Raw genomic sequence first — 15533 nt, 5'->3', positions numbered from 1 at the left:
TGATGACGCACATATCTGAAAGCGGAAGAGTGGTATATCAGGACGTGGCCTGGAGGATGTTGTTGTGTCCGGAGTGAAAAAACTTGTTGGCATCGGCCATAGTCATCTAGGTGCCTTACGAGGTGCGGTGGAGAAGTATCGAGATGCTCTGAAACTGGAAGCTGCCTTTGAGTTTGTGCGTCTTTCCGGTCCGGACATACAACCATTACCATTGCTGGTCGACAAGGGAGAGATCAATCCGGCCATAGTCAAAGCGGCAGACAATGCTCTTAAGGAACGATGCGATCTACTATTCCTCGCTATCAGAGGGAACGAGCATAACATCCTGGGGTTGGTGCAGTACCCGCGGCCATTCGATTTCGTTCTGCCCACAGAGCCGGATATATCCTTTGATGCACGAAGCGATCTGGTGCCCTATGAAGCCGTTAAAGCAACGCTGGCACGCCTAAAAAAACCGGCAGTGGAATTGATCACCCATCTGAGGGGACATGTCAAGTGTCCGGTCCTTGTCTTGGAGACTCCGCCGCCGAATCCGAGCGAAGAGCATATTTCTAGCTATCCTGGGGAATTCCAAGAAAAGATCAGCGCCCAGGGCATCTCCCCCGCAGCTCTGCGCTATAAGCTTTGGCGGACTCATTCCGCGGTTCTGAAAGAAGCGTGCGACACTATCGGGGCGACTTTTATCCCGGCCCCGAGCAATACGATGAATCCGGAGGGATTTCTCGTTGAAAAGGCATGGCAGCGCGATCCGACTCACGGTAACACCTGGTATGGAGTCCAAGTGCTGACCCAGTTACTTGTGGCGGCTGGTATCCCTTTTCAACCTGGAGGCGTGCGATCGTGACACATCCCTATAAGTCTTTGCCCGACTCTGCCTATTGGCGTCGTGCTGTAGCTTCCGTGTTGCCGGCCAACGTCGACCCCGTGATGACGGTGCCATTCCGCATTTCACCTCAGGATCGAGTGGCAACCGCCGGAAGCTGCTTTGCCCAGCACATCGCGCGTTATCTCAGGAACAACGGCTTCAACTTTTTTGTCACTGAGGAAGCTCACCCGCTTTTTGCACGGGACATGAAAGAGTGGTTCAACTATGAGTTGTTTACCGCTCGCTACGGAAACATTTACACCACCCGGCAGTTGCTGCAGTTGTTCCAGCGCGCCTATGGCAGGTTCCGGCCGATGGATGACGCGTGGTACTGCGACGATGAATCGATAATCGACCCCTTCCGGCCGCAGATCCAGCCGAGCGGATTCACTTCTTGGCGCGAATATGAGCTTGACCGATCGCAACATTTCGCAGCTGTGAGGCGAGCCTTCGAGGAGCTGGATATTTTTGTCTTCACCCTCGGCCTAACCGAATGTTGGGTCTCGCGGGAGGACGGCGCGGCGTATCCGTTGTGTCCCGGTGTCGCCGGCGGCCACTTTGATCCGAAACGGCATCAGTTTGTCAATTTCGATGTCAATGAAGTCACGGCAGACATGCTGGCCTTCATTGACCTTCTCCGAGAGATAAACCCGGCATCGAGAGTCATCCTGACCGTCTCTCCGGTTCCTCTCATCGCAACCATGGAACCGCAACACGTGCTGGTCTCGACCACCTATTCCAAGTCGGTGCTGCGAGTGGCTGCGGAAACGGTTGTCCACGCCAGGACCAATGTAGCCTATTTTCCCTCGTATGAAATTATCACCGGCAGTTTTAGCCGTGGAAAGTATTTTGGGCAGGATTGTCGATTGGTGACCGAGGAAGGTGTCTCGCATGTGATGAGGGTTTTTCTGAAGCACTTCACGAATTTTGTCGACGAGACGAAGGCAAAGGTGGACTCTGATCTGGAGGCTAAAAAATACCTGGCCGAAATGGAACAGATCATCCAGGTAATGTGCGACGAGGAAGCTCTCGATAAGCACTAAGATGGCCCCGTAATAGGGAATAAGGGACACCCATTGGCCGGCCCGTCTCAAGTGCAAATTCCAACTATCCTGCTGTTTTTTCTGACAGCAGGTTTTTTTATTTTATAGATCTGGTTTGTTGAATCGTCGAATCTGTTTCCTCATTATTGGCTACGCCCGGGTCGTGCCAGTCACCCATTTGGATCAAACGGTATTTTATGTTCTAATGCCGTTCTGACGAAAAGCTGTCCCAGAGAAACGTTGGTGCCGCTTGAGTGTTCAGGTAAAAATTACAGAAAGACAGAATGCTCAGTCATAGCAGATGCTGCATATCTGCTGTGCTAAATCCCGCGTAACGCTTCATGGCAACTATGTTGGTCAGTTTCACTTTTAAGCTTGCCGCTTTTAAGTCATCGACCAACCAGTACCAATTGTAGGTGGATTCCACGACCATTACAGCCAGTTCTGCTTTGTGCGGTTCCAGTACGCAAGAATTCTGCTCAAGTCGTTTTGGCAGAATCGGTTGGCGAAAATCTTGTTCATGTCGTTAATTATTACTGCTATGTTATTGTTAGAATGTAGATTTATCCCACAAAATCTGATTTCGGCCTCCTTGTGTAAAAAACAATATTTGCACCTTGCCTTTTACCCCATCGCAGACTTCGATGGGAGGTCGGCTAGATGATTCTCAGGCCACGGTTTCCAGTTATGTAAAAAAAAACAGATTGCTAGATTTTGGTTCTTTAACCTAAAAACCGCAGTTGGACGGGGTGAAGCGTGTGGTGGTCCAGGTGCGAGGCAAGGCGCGATGAGGCCGCAGGGCCGTTCCCTGCAACGAAGAGCAACGCCGCATTCGTGCCTGGAGCGACACATGATGCTCCTCGTAGCGGCCTCACCATTCTGGTGAATGAGAAAATTCCAGGAATGCCTCTATATGTCATGGACTTAACTCTCCAATCAAGCGGTCAACTGCGGTTTTTAGGTTTAATCTTACGTGGTCTCCCAGACTGCCAGGCACTGCCCTTAGCCCCAAAGCCGCCGATACTTGTACTACAAAACGTTCATTGCCGAGAGCAAAATTACCATTTATCGCTCGCCGGATTTCATTCACCAGATCTAACTCCAACTCATCACGGAACAGCTCGCGGTAAGCCCTTTGCCTACCAGTGTCATCTAATCCCAGTGCCATGTAAAGCGAGTGCGGTTTCATCAGCGCATTGATCTCTCCCTGCCCGTTCACTCGGTGGCTAGACCAACGATATTCAGCTGATATTCAGCTGGATGTGCCACAGTGCCTGCCCGCACCGGATTCAATTCGATATAGCGCTGACACGCTAGCAAATAGGCTTCTTCCTGCACGGGGCAGGAACGGAAACGCCCTTCCCACAAGGTTCCACTGCGCTGATAAGTGCGATTCACATACTGCACATAACGCTGACAGAGTACTTTCATCAGTTCCCCGGCAGATTCAGCTCGATCGGCGGAGAGCAGCAAATGCACATGGTTGGTCATAAGTACATAGGCATGCATCTTACAACTGGTCTTACCAGCATATTCGGTTAGTCAATCCAGATAAAAGTGATAGTCCTCTTCGGTAAAGAAGCAGGCTTGGCGATTGTTACCACGTTAAATAAGGTGAAGTGGAACATCTGGTAAGGTAAGGCGAGTACGTCGCGGCATAAGAGTGTTCCTATCAGTTATTGCGACTGATAGATTCTAACAGTAAACCGTGGTCTGTCCGCTATTATTCCTTGCATGAAACAAATTATGTTCTGGTCGGTTGAATTCATAGTACGCATTTACCGGATGAACCAGAAATGTAGTCATTTTTCGATTAATTATCCCTGTTTTTTTTGACAGCCAATATAACTTTCAGTATATTCAATTCTCATAAAAAATGTTTGTTTTCTCTGTGTACTATGCTACAAGCTTGCGTACGGATTTGATTTATAAGGATCCGAAGCTGTGACTTAAAGTCAAAGTCGCCAAAGGTAGTTTATCAATACTGCAGAAGCAAAAAAACTGCCAGGGATTTTATGGATCTGCTCGATTCATTTTCATAAACGAACATTAATAAATCCAGTCAATCGCTCTCTCATGCCTGCAAAAACCTCACGGGTGTGAAGGAATTCGTTTTATGCAAGAATTTTTCCGTATTACTGAATTCAGCACAAAACAGCTGAAAGAGCTTGATCTTTTCGTTGAAGTGATTTCTCCCCCGATTGGGCCTAATAATGTCGGGCACTTTATTAATCTGCATCTGAATGTAACGGCCAGGCAGGCTGTTACAAATTTGATTGCCTACGAGGATTCCAACGCGCTGGACAAGATCTATCCGATCATGGTTCAAGAGATAGACGGTGTATTCAAGACCACATTTCTAACATTGATCAGCACTATCGGTATCGCTCCTCAATTTGTTCTGAACTTTGTTGCCGATTTTCAGGACGGGCGCAGGGGAAACGTTGTCGCTATCCGTGGCGAAAGGCATCAACCTATTTCGCACCAAAGCTCACTCACGCCCATTCTGGTCGATGGGCTTCCCCGGTCAGGCACGACAATTCTGATGTCATACCTGTTAAACCATCCGGCCATAGTTGGTAAACGGGAATATCCATATGAGTTCAGGTTAGCCACGTATTGGGCTCACCTGTTCATGCTCATGACGAAGGTCAATAATTCTAAACCTGGCGACAAGAACTGGCAGGCGACGCAAAACAACAATGCAGTCGGTGCTCCAACCTACTTCAATTTCGAGGAAACCTACCTTTCCGAGTGGTTTGGAAATTCCTTCACCGAAAAAGCGGCAAGCTTTTGCATTAGTGCGATAGAGGATAATTATCGAATTCTCAAGGAAAAAGAGGATAAACCCATTTCCAGGTATTTCTGTGAAAAGTTTCCGGATAACAAGTATAAGTATTTTTGCGAGCTATTCCCAAAAGTCATAAGCATCCTGATAGTTCGCGATATCAGAGATGTGTTCTGTTCAGTCAGATCATTCAATCAAAAAAGAGGTTACGCGGGATTTGGCGTAGAGAAGTTCAAGTCAGAAGCGAATTATCTGATCAACCTCGGAAAATCTCAGAAAGCAAATTTGCTTAGGCGGATGAATAATAGCCGGAATATTGAATATCATATCGTCAAGTATGAAGAATTTGTCCGGGATCCTGTAAAGATAGTTCAGAGAATATATAAAGATATCGGGCTTGATGAAGTCGAAATCAGCAGCTGTATGGGTAGTAATCACGACCATGTGACGAACAAGAAAGATTGGGGCATCGAGCGTTGGCGACAGGATATGTCGGTAGAGTTACAGCGAGTCGCGCTCGAGCATCACCAGGACTTATTCAAGGAATTCGGATATCCGACAGAGTAATCGTACGCTGCTGTTGACGCCGATAATACTGTAAATGATTTAATGATTTAATGATTTAACACGCTATTTCTACTTCTCTGATCAAACATGGAGAATTTAAACGGTGAGATGCTTAAACTGGCGCAATCATGCTCATCCAACGACTCGGTTCGGCCAATCTCAACATTCATCTGCATTGCCTGGTGTTCGAGGGTGTCTATCGTATCCAAAAGGGAGCGCTGAAATTTCACAGCGTGCGTACACCGACCACTGAGCAACTGACATCAGCCTTCGACTGTTCGGCAGTTCGACAAGCTCACTGCTCACTACTCACAGCTCAGGCCGAACGGCGTTTTGCATCTGCTGCTCTACCTATGTCATTTATTGCTGATAGCCGATAGGATCAACGAAAAATGCTTCTTTACAGGTGGAAGGAGTTTGTTTTGGTGCCTGAGCAATCAGCTGTTCGAGATCCTTGCCTGGTGCCGGGTCAGCGATGAGGTTGATCTGCACTTCTACTAACATTCCCTGTTCACATTTCAATTTCACCTTGTCTCGTGCGGCTGGTCCAAGGACAGCGGCTATGCGATTTAAAAAATCCTCGGTACGTACTTGCTGGCCGATTTTGCGATTCATGAAATAAGCCATGCCCGCTTCATTAAATTGACGAGTTAAATCCACTGACAGGTCAAAATATTCCTCCATAGACCAAGTGGCCTGGCATGTGCCATGCTTATGCCACTCATGCCGCTCCAAACAAGAGCCGGCCGTTACACTGGGCATAACTTCTGCCAATGCAGCCTGAGAATCAGCATCTAGCTTGATTGCCGGATAATCGCAAAAATTCTTTTTCTGGTCAGCAACTTTACCGCAGAATGCATATTCCTTATTACATTGCTGTTGGTTGGGCCATAGACCATGCAGAGTAAAATGCCGTGCTTGATAAGAAGCCGGATCGGTAATCTGGCATTCTGGTTTTTGTGGTTTAGTTTCACAGAATGCAGGTTGCCATGAGAGCGCGAGCACATAACTATCCGCTCGACCAGCAGTGTTACAAACATTATTTCCTGCTCCTGCCCCTGTTCCTGCTCCTTGTTCGATCTGGAATTGTCCACAGTCGGCACTGACCCAGCGCTCTTTAGGATGGGCACCCGGCACAATAATTCGGTACCAGCTTGGACGATCAGGTCGATTAACCTCAAGTGTCTGGTAATTCTCCCCCACCTGAAGCGCGGTCTGATCTGGGTTGGTCAGTTTATTTTTCGAGATATAGGCCGGGCATGATTGCTGTGCCGAAAATGTTCCATTTACTTTATCCGCCCAGCTCGGAAACACGCTACTGATACCGAGAACCAGTACCAATAGCCGGCAGGCAGCACTCATTCGAGCAAATATCATTTTTCTCCTTTCTATAAAACGATTCAGTCGCAATAAAATACTAGTAGTTCCATTTCTAAATCAAACCTGGCTTTGTCGGCTTCTCTTTGCCGTATTATTTATACTGTCTGCGGCTCGCCTTCGTGCCATGTTTGATTTGGAAATGGAATAAGATCGTTCCAGTCAAACCTTTACAAAAGGACCGTTCGGCCTGAGCTCGTCGAAGGTCGATATCAGTTGCTTAGCAGTTCAACAGGCTCACTGCGAACGGTAAAGGGTTTACTGGAACGATCTATTAACTCTGACCAGGGATAACATGTATACGCTGGTGAGTTTCGAGCGAAGCATTCAATCTGCTCGCAAAATACCTCACTATCATTTCGTTTTCTAGCGAATATCCGGGCTGAATTATATTGATTTTATGCTCTTTCATATACCCATCTGATCAACGCATCCATAGCTGAGCGTGCGTTAGCCGCTTGCGGGTGATTAATCAAGAAAACGACGACATTACGGCGATCTTTATGATCCTGTAAATAACCAGCAATCGCCGTTACCTCATTGAGCGTGCCCGTTTTCATATGCGCCCTCCCTGCAACCAAAGTACCTCTGAAGCGGTTCCTCATGGTGCCATCCATCCCAGCAATCGCTAAGGAGGAGATAAATTCCGGCATTACCTGACTGTGGAATGCTGCTACCAGCAATTCCCCCATTTGGCTAGCACTAATCCGTTCCTGGCGCGATAACCCCGAGCCATTCTCCATAATTAGTTCAGGGAAGCTTAAACGTTTAGCAAGCAACCATCGCCTGATGGCTTGATCGGATTGCTCCAGCGAGACGGAGGTATGGCCATTGGATGGCATCATCGTTTCCCCTAGCGCCAGATAGAGCTGTCGTGCAGCAACGTTATTACTGAATTTATTGATTCCGCGAATAATTTGCGCAAGTGGTGGTGAGTGGTGCACTTTGAGCGGTGCTATTCCATTTGGCACGACGCCATTGCGCACGCTGCCACTAAATGAACCGCCTTGCTGTCGCCATAATTTTTTGAATAAATCATGCACGTAGGCTGAATTTTGATGCAGGCTCAAATGATAAGTATTCTGACCACATTGCATCGCGTAGTTACCGCTGAGAATAACGGTAATCCGGCCATTGTCTCCTTGCTGTTCACGCACCTCGACATGCAGTTGGTTACTCCAGTCACCGCAATTACCACGAATCAGTTTCAGATTATTCTTTAAATCGAGCAATTCCGAGGCCGGATCAACCACTATTCGCACTGTATTATTTTCCGCCTGGGGTATCAGATGCAGCGCTGAGGTGCGGTAATTGACCAGCATTGCTTCAGGAAAAACGTTATAGGTTTTATAGCGATTACCATCAAAAGCACCTGGATCGCCCTCAGCAACATTGTAGTAACTGTTATCCAGAAGCAAATCACCTGTAATCTCTTTTAAGCCAGTCTGACGAATCTGGCGAACTAATAGCCAGAAATTTTCCAGATTGAGATTGGGATCACCATACCCTTTGATCGCGAGATCACCTCGCAAGACCCCATCCTTTATCTTGCCCAATGCATAGATCTCGGTCCGCCAACTGTAAGCAGGGCCCAGCAACTCCAACCCAGCATAGGTGGTCACCAGCTTCATCACCGAAGCAGGATTCATGGCGGTATCTGAATTAACAGCAAGCACTGGCTGTTTGCCACTGACTTCTTTTACATAAATGCCAATCGCCGTCTCAGGAATACTTGCTTGCTTTAGTGCTTGACGGACAGCATCTGGTATATCGGCCGGCCAGACGGATAACGCGGCTAATGTTGTTAACGCTAATAAAAAAGAAAGAACCGCTCTTAACTTAGATTTCAAGCTGATCAAGGATAGCTTCATCCAAATCGAAAAAAAGATCGAACAAATTTGCGTGATATTGCTTTTAACCTAAAAACTGTTTTTAGGTTTATTTAACGTTTACCACGGCAAATCGCAAATCCATCATCCCATCCCATGCGGTATTGTTCATCATTACGATAGCGCTGCTCATCCTTGTAACCATAGCGGGTTTTCTTCGCAGTCTCACAACCATCAATATAGCCTTCCTTAGTGGCAGGAGGATAGCCACCCAGATTGTAAGTTGGTCGCGTACTGGGTGGTAAAGGACCGGACGGACGCTTCATTGGTGCCGGTGTCGGCTGTGCTCCAGGCACAGATTTTTCAGGCTTAGCTGGCGGTGGGAGTGGCTGAGTCGGGGCACAGCTTGCCAGCAAAGCGATTAAAAACACGGCGATTAAAAACACAGCTGAAACTCGATACATCGTTAACTTCCTCTTTATTCTTTCCAAACGATTTCTTAGGGAAATTCCTGAATCAGTACCCTTGTGGTTATAACACCGATTTGAGCAATTTACCCATTTCCGCCGGGTTGCGGGTGACACGAATCCCGCATTCTTCCATGACGGCAATTTTTTCCTGCGCCGTTCCTTTACCGCCGGCAATAATTGCTCCAGCATGTCCCATGCGTTTGCCTGGTGGTGCTGCCAGGCCCGCGATAAAGCCAACCACCGGCTTTTTCATGTTGTCCTTGATCCAGCGGGCACATTCTTCTTCATCAGTTCCACCGATCTCACCCACCATCAATACTGCATCGGTTTCATCGTCATCATTGAACAGCTTCATCACATCGAGATGTTTCAACCCATTAATCGGATCCCCGCCGATCCCCACGCAAGTGGACTGACCTAACTCCAATGCCATGAGCTGGGCTACGGCTTCATAGGTCAGCGTGCCAGATCGCGAAACTACACCAATGCGCCCTTTCTTATGAATATAGCCGGGCATGATGCCAACTTTAATCTCATCAGGCGTGATGATGCCAGGGCAATTTGGCCCAATCAGCAGTGTTTTGCGTCCCTCCATCTTATAACGGGTACGCAGCATATCGCGCACGGGTATGCCTTCCGTGATACAAACGACCAGATCAAGTTCGGCTTCTACTGCTTCATCGATCGCTGCTGCTGCAAATGCAGGGGGTACATAAATGACCGAGGCGGTCGCACCCGTAGCCTCTTTGGCTTCCTGCACAGTAGCGAAAATGGGTATCCCCTCAAACTCCTCACCCGGCTTTTTGGGATTGACACCTGCCACGAAACATTGCTGTCCATCGGCATACTCGCGACACAATCGGGTATGAAACTGCCCCGTTTTACCCGTGATACCTTGGGTGATCACTCGGCTATTACTATTAATCAAAATAGACATAATTTAGACTCCCATTGCTTCTATGCTGCTGCCCTCACTGCTTTCTCAGCAGCATCGGCCATAGTCGTTGCAGAAATAATCGACAATCCCGATTCAGCCAGAATTCTTTTACCCACTTCCACATTGGTTCCTTCCAGACGCACAACCAACGGTACCGCTAATTTTACTTCCCTTGCTGCGATGGTAACCCCTTGCGCAATGACATCGCATTTCATGATTCCGCCAAAGATGTTGACCAGGATAGCCCGCAATTTTGGATTACGCAGCATGATCTTAAATGCCTCGGTCACTTTATCAACAGTCGCTCCACCCCCCACATCAAGAAAATTAGCGGGACTGCCACCATAGAGCTTGATGATATCCATCGTAGCCATGGCAAGTCCTGCACCATTCACCAGGCAAGCAATATTGCCATCGAGTGGTATATAGGAAAGACCATGCTCGGCTGCTTCGATTTCTGCCGGATCCTCTTCATCCAGATCACGCAAAGCAACAATATCAGGATGGCGAAACAGCGCGTTATCATCGAAATTCATTTTTGCATCCAATGCAAGTACCTGACCGTCACTCGTCACAATGAGCGGATTGATTTCAAGCAGCGAAGCATCATTCTCATCAAAAGCTTGATATAACCCTTTCAGTAAAACTTGTGCTGCGGGCAGACTGGATGCAGGTATGCCGATTTTGCGCGCTAAAGTATCAGCTTCCTGATCGCTCAGTCCGGCTATCGGGTTAATCAGAATTTTCTGGATCCTTTCTGGTGTGCTCGCAGCAACTTGTTCGATGTCCATGCCCCCTTCCGAACTTGCCATCAGGCAGGCACGCTGACGACTGCGATCTATCACGATTCCCACATAATATTCGTGCTGGATGTCCACACCCTGCTCGATATAGAGGCGATGAACCACTTGGCCGGCTGGTCCTGTTTGCGGCGTAATAAGCGGTTTATTCAGCATGTCTTCCGCCAGTAACCGAACTTCTGCCAGCGATCGTGCTAATTTGACTCCTCCCCCTTTACCCCTTCCACCTGCATAGATTTGTGCTTTTACTACCCATTTGTCACCACCTAGTTTTTCAGCAGCAGCAACAGCGTCATCCACGTTGAAGCATGCGATTCCTGGCGGTGTCTTTACACCATAACGGCGTAAAATCTCCTTAGCCTGGTACTCATGAATTTTCATTGTTAATATTCCTATTTTTCTTATTGGATCTTATCCAGTGCTGCCAGATAGTTATCGACCGCCTTCAGTTCTTCTTCGAAATGAGGCAACAAACTGGCTAATTCTTTTTCATTGCTATCTTTAGCTGCTTGCTCTATTTTCGCACACCATTCGCCCAACATCATTGCTCCGACTGATCGCGCCGATGATTTGAGTTTATGCGCGGCCGCCTTGATTAAATCGAATTGATTCTTTCGAGCAGCATCCCGCAATTGCTCGCCAATTTCGCTGGTATTGGTACGGAAATCTTGCAAAAATTCTCGAATGGTTGCGGGATCATTGCCCACTAATGCTTCGAGTATACTCACATCTACCACCGGTGTAATTGCTTGGCTGCCCGCAGCTTGCTCAGCAGGCACAACTGGCTTATATTCTGGTGCAGGCATCCATTTCTCCAGTGTGACTTTGAGTTGTTGCAGCTGTACTGGCTTACTCAAATAATCGTTCATGCCGAGAGCACGGCATTTGTCGGCTTCACCTTTGAGCGCGTTGGCAGTTAGCGCTACGATTGGAATATCGGTCTTCCCTTTCTTGGCACTGCGGATATTTTGGGTAAGCTGATAGCCATCCATCTTCGGCATATGCAGGTCACTCAGGAGCAAAGCATAGTTTCCGCTTTCCCAACGCTGCAAGGCTTCCTGTCCATCTGCTGCCACATCTGCGGCATACCCCAGCAAAGCCAGTTGCTGTCGAATAACTTTCTGGTTGATCTCATTATCTTCCGCTACCAGAATCAGTTTCCCTCGGTGTAAAGCTTCCTCACGGGAAGGTGGTGTAATCCGTTTAATCCCTTGAGGAGTAGGCACTTCTTCTTCCAGTTTTGCTCTACCTGCGGCAACGGCAACTGCCTGAAGAAATGCTTGCCGATACAGAATATTCCCATCTAGCGTAACCGATCCGTCTGGCTGGATGCGTCCGCGATGACGCCGTCCCCTTTTAACGATGACAAAATGAGGCTTTTCTTCCGTCTTCAGCATTGCTCGGGTGCGGAAAGCCAAACGTAGTTCATCTACAGGCGGCTCCTCATGACCTGCATCAATCACGAGCAGCCATTGCCCGGGAGGAAGCTTCTTGATGCGCTCACGCGCCGCGGCAAGATCAGTCACACGTTCAACATTCGCATTTACAAACTTCAAATAGGCAACCAGATCGTTACTTATCCCCTCTTCGTCACCAATCACTAGACATGAAAGTCCACTAAGGTCAACCATTTTATCGCGACTAACTGGTTTAGTCGGTAAAGGTTTAAATGGTAGGTGTACGATAAAAGTGGAACCTTCACCCGGTATACTCTGAACGGTGATCTCTCCTCCCATCAATTCTACCAAATGATGAGTGATCGTCAGTCCTAAGCCAGTCCCCCCAAAACGCCGGGTGGTAGATATATCTCCCTGGCTAAAAGGAGTGAACAGACGCTTCAACGTCTCTTCATTCATACCGATACCATTATCCGTTATCTGGAAGGCAATGAGTACACGCTCTGAGGTCAATTCGGTCATGGTCACCTGGACTGACACTCGACCTGGTCGCTGCTGACCACTGGAGAATTTAATCGCATTGTTGATCAAATTGACCAGCACCTGGCGTAGACGCAACGCATCACCAAGTACTTCCTCAGGGATAGTCGGGTCGGTAAATAAAGTCAGCTCTACCCCCCTGTTCGCCGCCAGATGTTCCAGCATGCTGCACGCTTTTTCCACCGCCGTCGCCAATGGTATTGGTGCGAGCTCGATCTCTATCCTGCCTGCTTCAATTTTTGAGAAATCAAGGATATCCTCAATTATGTCCAGCAAGGCGAACGCTGATTCTTTGATCAGATTGGTCATTTCCATCTGGTAGCTGGTTAAGCTTGATTGCTGCAAGACTTCAACCATTCCAATCACACCATTCATGGGCGTTCGAATCTCGTGACTCATCACTGCCAGAAAAGCTGATTTGGCTTTATTGGCCTGCTCTGCCTCCAGCCGAGCATTTTCCAGATCCTTCATGATTTTTACGTGCTCACGGATATCACGCATTACACCAGTAAAATGGCGTTTCCCTCCCACGAAATATTCACTAACCGCGAGATAGATAGGAATCAATTCACCGTTTTTGTGTACCCCTTCCACTTCCCTTTCTAAGCCAATACCATGAGATCCGCTTAAATACGGGCGACCGACATATTTTTGCCCATAACCCGTCTTACAATAGCGCTCCATATAAAACTGATGCTGACTGCGATCCGGCTCTGGAACCAGAATAGCTATATTCTGACCAACCGCTTCTTCGCTGGTATAGCCAAACAGCTTTTCCATCACTGGATTGACCGAAAGCATGAAGCCTCTTTCATTGGTCGTAACGACACAATCCACCATATGCTCGACCACTGAACGCGTCTCCTCTTCCTTGATGGCTAATTCGGCATTGGCATATTCCAGCTCGGCTGTTCTTTCTGCTACACGATCTTCCAGCTCACGGTAGCTGGTATTCAACCGTTCGGTCATAGTGTTAAAGGCATCAGCCAATGTCCCTACCTCATCCCACCCTTCACTCGGGACTCGCTGCCGCAGATCTCCCGACGCAATCGCCTGCGCCCCTTCATTGAGATTTTTCAGAGGTGTCATCACACGCCGGTTGAACAACATCGCACCTAGCGTGGCAAGGATAAGGGTCAAACATAGAATCACAAAGCCAATGGTACGTACCCGAAAGACGGAGGCAAAAGCTTCCTCCACATCGATTTGCACCACCATTCCCCACTTCGTTCGCGGGAAATAACGCCAGGCCGCTACCACCTGATGACCACGATAATCGATGGCCATTCCACCACCAGCCTCACCGTCCAGACTTTTTTTGATGGTACTTGACAGAATGGGATCTTTAAGAGAAATGGTCCGCTTTAAGGCTGCATCAGGCTCATCTTTCAAGGGTGCCATCACTAATGCTGTCTGTTCGTCTTCAAAACGGGTAACGATCGTTTCGCCGCTTTCTCCGAGACCGACATTGTTGGTAAGCACCTCAAATACACGTTCACTATAAATCTGAAGTGCAAAAACGCCATGTATTACATCGTCAATAATAATGGGAACGCCAACAAAGGCTGCAATGGCGCCTTTAGAAGGCTCGTAATACTCAAAATTCGAGATGCTGCTCTTCCCTGTCTCCACTGCCTGACGAAATACCTGACCCAGTCCTGTATTGCGATAAAGACCAGTAAGCAAGTTAGTGGCAAAATCAGACTCGTGAGCAACTGTAAAAATAATCGATCCATCCATAGAAATCAGGAATGCATCGTAATACCCTGCGCCGCTGACGAAGCGTCTAAAGTGCTCGCGATATGTTGCGTCCAGCTCACGATAAACCTCGGAATCAACACCATACCGATTAAACACATTAATAAATTGATCAATGGCTTGATGGGTAGTCTCCGCTCCCTCAATCAGATGAGCATCGAGCAATCGCTCCTGTAAGTAAAAATTGATCTGTTCAACCTTTTTATCAGCAATTGCTGAGACCTGCTGGATAGCAGCCTTGTGCATCTCGGTCTCAAACGTATGCAACAGACTATAACCAATCAGAAGTATGGGTAATAGCGCGGCAAGTGCAAACCAGATCGCAAATCGCTGTGTCAGGGAATTAAAATAAAGCGAAATCATTCTAGCAAGCAATCCGCATTGTGTTGCTGTTTCAGGCTGCGGCGTGCATAGTAAGCAAATGCAGCTGCACTGCGTTGTGCACGCAGAATCCAATCGTGTGCTTCACGCCCGAGTTCAGGATCAATCGGTTGAATCTTACCAGCAGAGGCAGCCAGTAAATGCATGCGCGCAGCCCGCTCGAATGCGAGCGCCAGCAGACAGGCTTCTTCAATACTGCCACAAGCCACCAGCAGGCCATGATGCGCCAGCAATAAAGCCCGTTTATTGCCCAATGCTGAGGCAATCAGCTCACCTTCCTCATTACCCACTGGCACCCCTGGCCATTTGGGAAGAAAAGCCACATCATCATACAGTACGCAATTATCCATATGAGAAATTTGTAAAGGCACCTCCAGCATGCTCAAGGCTGCCGTATGCACTGCATGAGTATGAATAATACAGCGCACATCAGGGCGTGCGCGATAGACCCAGGCATGGAAGCGATTGGCGGGATTAGCCATGCCATCCCCTTCCAGTACCTGCAGATTGTCATCAACCAACAATAGATTACCCGCACTGATCTCGTCGAATCCCAAGCCAAGTCGCTGCGTCAGAAAAGTACCCGGCTGTTCCATACGCGCCGTGATCTGGCCAGCAAGACCAGAATCATGACCATTATCGAACAGAATGCGGCAAGTCAAGGCCAGCTTCTGGCGTAAGGTATAGCCAGCACCTTGTATATACTGCTCCATCTGATCGAAAGCGCGTTGGATCAGTTGATTTTTATCAAGATTGAAGGTGTCATTGCTCATGATAGCTT

General features: G+C 48.0%; 15 protein-coding genes. 4 read left to right on the top strand and 11 right to left on the bottom strand.

What is annotated here, in order from left to right:
• Nucleotides 1-73: 73 nt before the first annotated feature.
• Together R2Q26_RS10065 and R2Q26_RS10060 are read left to right on the top strand one after the other, a co-directional pair.
• Entirely contained in the window at nucleotides 74-844 is a 771-nt protein-coding gene (locus R2Q26_RS10065; RefSeq protein ID WP_317536150.1) for a hypothetical protein, read from the top strand.
• On the top strand, nucleotides 841-1908 hold the full coding sequence (locus R2Q26_RS10060) for a GSCFA domain-containing protein (RefSeq protein ID WP_317536149.1): 1068 nt from the start codon (nucleotides 841-843) through the stop codon (nucleotides 1906-1908). Before R2Q26_RS10065 ends, R2Q26_RS10060 begins: the two co-directional genes overlap by 4 nt.
• Nucleotides 1909-2200: 292 nt before the next feature.
• Here the strand turns inward: R2Q26_RS10060 and R2Q26_RS10055 are convergent, their stop codons facing one another.
• From R2Q26_RS10055 to R2Q26_RS10040, 4 genes are all read right to left on the bottom strand, one after another.
• Entirely contained in the window at nucleotides 2201-2341 is a 141-nt protein-coding gene (locus R2Q26_RS10055; RefSeq protein WP_317536148.1) for a hypothetical protein, read from the bottom strand.
• A gap of 289 nt (nucleotides 2342-2630) precedes the next feature.
• On the bottom strand, nucleotides 2631-2828 hold the full coding sequence (locus R2Q26_RS10050; RefSeq protein WP_317535409.1) for a hypothetical protein: 198 nt from the start codon (nucleotides 2826-2828) through the stop codon (nucleotides 2631-2633).
• Nucleotides 2825-3097, bottom strand: a complete 273-nt coding sequence (locus R2Q26_RS10045; RefSeq protein WP_317536147.1) for a hypothetical protein — start codon at nucleotides 3095-3097, stop codon at nucleotides 2825-2827. The genes R2Q26_RS10050 and R2Q26_RS10045 overlap by 4 nt, the downstream gene beginning before the upstream one ends.
• 26 nt (nucleotides 3098-3123) lie before the next feature.
• Nucleotides 3124-3417, bottom strand: a complete 294-nt coding sequence (locus R2Q26_RS10040) for a transposase (RefSeq protein ID WP_317536146.1) — start codon at nucleotides 3415-3417, stop codon at nucleotides 3124-3126.
• A 607-nt stretch (nucleotides 3418-4024) separates the two neighbouring features.
• On the opposite strand from R2Q26_RS10040, the gene R2Q26_RS10035 reads away from it, so the two are divergent.
• Together R2Q26_RS10035 and R2Q26_RS10030 are read left to right on the top strand one after the other, a co-directional pair.
• Nucleotides 4025-5263, top strand: a complete 1239-nt coding sequence (locus R2Q26_RS10035) for a sulfotransferase (protein ID WP_317536145.1) — start codon at nucleotides 4025-4027, stop codon at nucleotides 5261-5263.
• 128 nt (nucleotides 5264-5391) lie between these two features.
• Nucleotides 5392-5643: a hypothetical protein gene (locus tag R2Q26_RS10030; RefSeq protein WP_317536144.1), complete on the top strand. Its 252-nt coding sequence runs from the start codon at nucleotides 5392-5394 to the stop codon at nucleotides 5641-5643.
• On the opposite strand, the gene R2Q26_RS10025 is transcribed toward R2Q26_RS10030, so the two are convergent.
• The 7 genes from R2Q26_RS10025 to R2Q26_RS09995 all read right to left on the bottom strand — a co-directional run bounded on the left by R2Q26_RS10025 (nucleotide 5624) and on the right by R2Q26_RS09995 (nucleotide 15525).
• Entirely contained in the window at nucleotides 5624-6640 is a 1017-nt protein-coding gene (locus R2Q26_RS10025; RefSeq protein WP_317536143.1) for a ribonuclease T2 family protein, read from the bottom strand. The genes R2Q26_RS10030 and R2Q26_RS10025 overlap by 20 nt on opposite strands.
• Before the next feature lie 398 nt (nucleotides 6641-7038).
• On the bottom strand, nucleotides 7039-8499 hold the full coding sequence (gene dacB, locus R2Q26_RS10020) for a D-alanyl-D-alanine carboxypeptidase/D-alanyl-D-alanine-endopeptidase (protein ID WP_317536142.1): 1461 nt from the start codon (nucleotides 8497-8499) through the stop codon (nucleotides 7039-7041).
• A gap of 83 nt (nucleotides 8500-8582) precedes the next feature.
• The gene (locus R2Q26_RS10015) at nucleotides 8583-8933 is read right to left on the bottom strand and encodes a hypothetical protein (protein ID WP_317536141.1); all 351 of its coding nucleotides are present in this window, start codon (nucleotides 8931-8933) and stop codon (nucleotides 8583-8585) included.
• Between the two features lie 67 nt (nucleotides 8934-9000).
• Entirely contained in the window at nucleotides 9001-9876 is an 876-nt protein-coding gene (gene sucD, locus R2Q26_RS10010; protein WP_317536140.1) for a succinate--CoA ligase subunit alpha, read from the bottom strand.
• 20 nt (nucleotides 9877-9896) lie between these two features.
• Nucleotides 9897-11057 carry an ADP-forming succinate--CoA ligase subunit beta gene (gene sucC / locus R2Q26_RS10005; RefSeq protein WP_317536139.1) on the bottom strand — a complete coding sequence of 387 codons (1161 nt, stop codon included), beginning with the start codon at nucleotides 11055-11057 and terminating at the stop codon, nucleotides 9897-9899.
• 20 nt (nucleotides 11058-11077) lie between these two features.
• Nucleotides 11078-14734, bottom strand: a complete 3657-nt coding sequence (locus R2Q26_RS10000) for an ATP-binding protein (RefSeq protein ID WP_317536138.1) — start codon at nucleotides 14732-14734, stop codon at nucleotides 11078-11080.
• Complete coding sequence (locus R2Q26_RS09995) at nucleotides 14731-15525, bottom strand: aldolase (RefSeq protein WP_317536137.1); 795 nt, start codon at nucleotides 15523-15525, stop codon at nucleotides 14731-14733. The genes R2Q26_RS10000 and R2Q26_RS09995 overlap by 4 nt, the downstream gene beginning before the upstream one ends.
• Between the last annotated feature and the right edge of the window lie 8 nt (nucleotides 15526-15533).

It is taken from the genome of Nitrosomonas sp. Is37, assembly GCF_033063275.1.
GTDB lineage: Bacteria > Pseudomonadota > Gammaproteobacteria > Burkholderiales > Nitrosomonadaceae > Nitrosomonas.
Note: the sequence above shows the minus strand (reverse complement) of the source record. Positions and strands in the feature narration are given on the sequence as shown.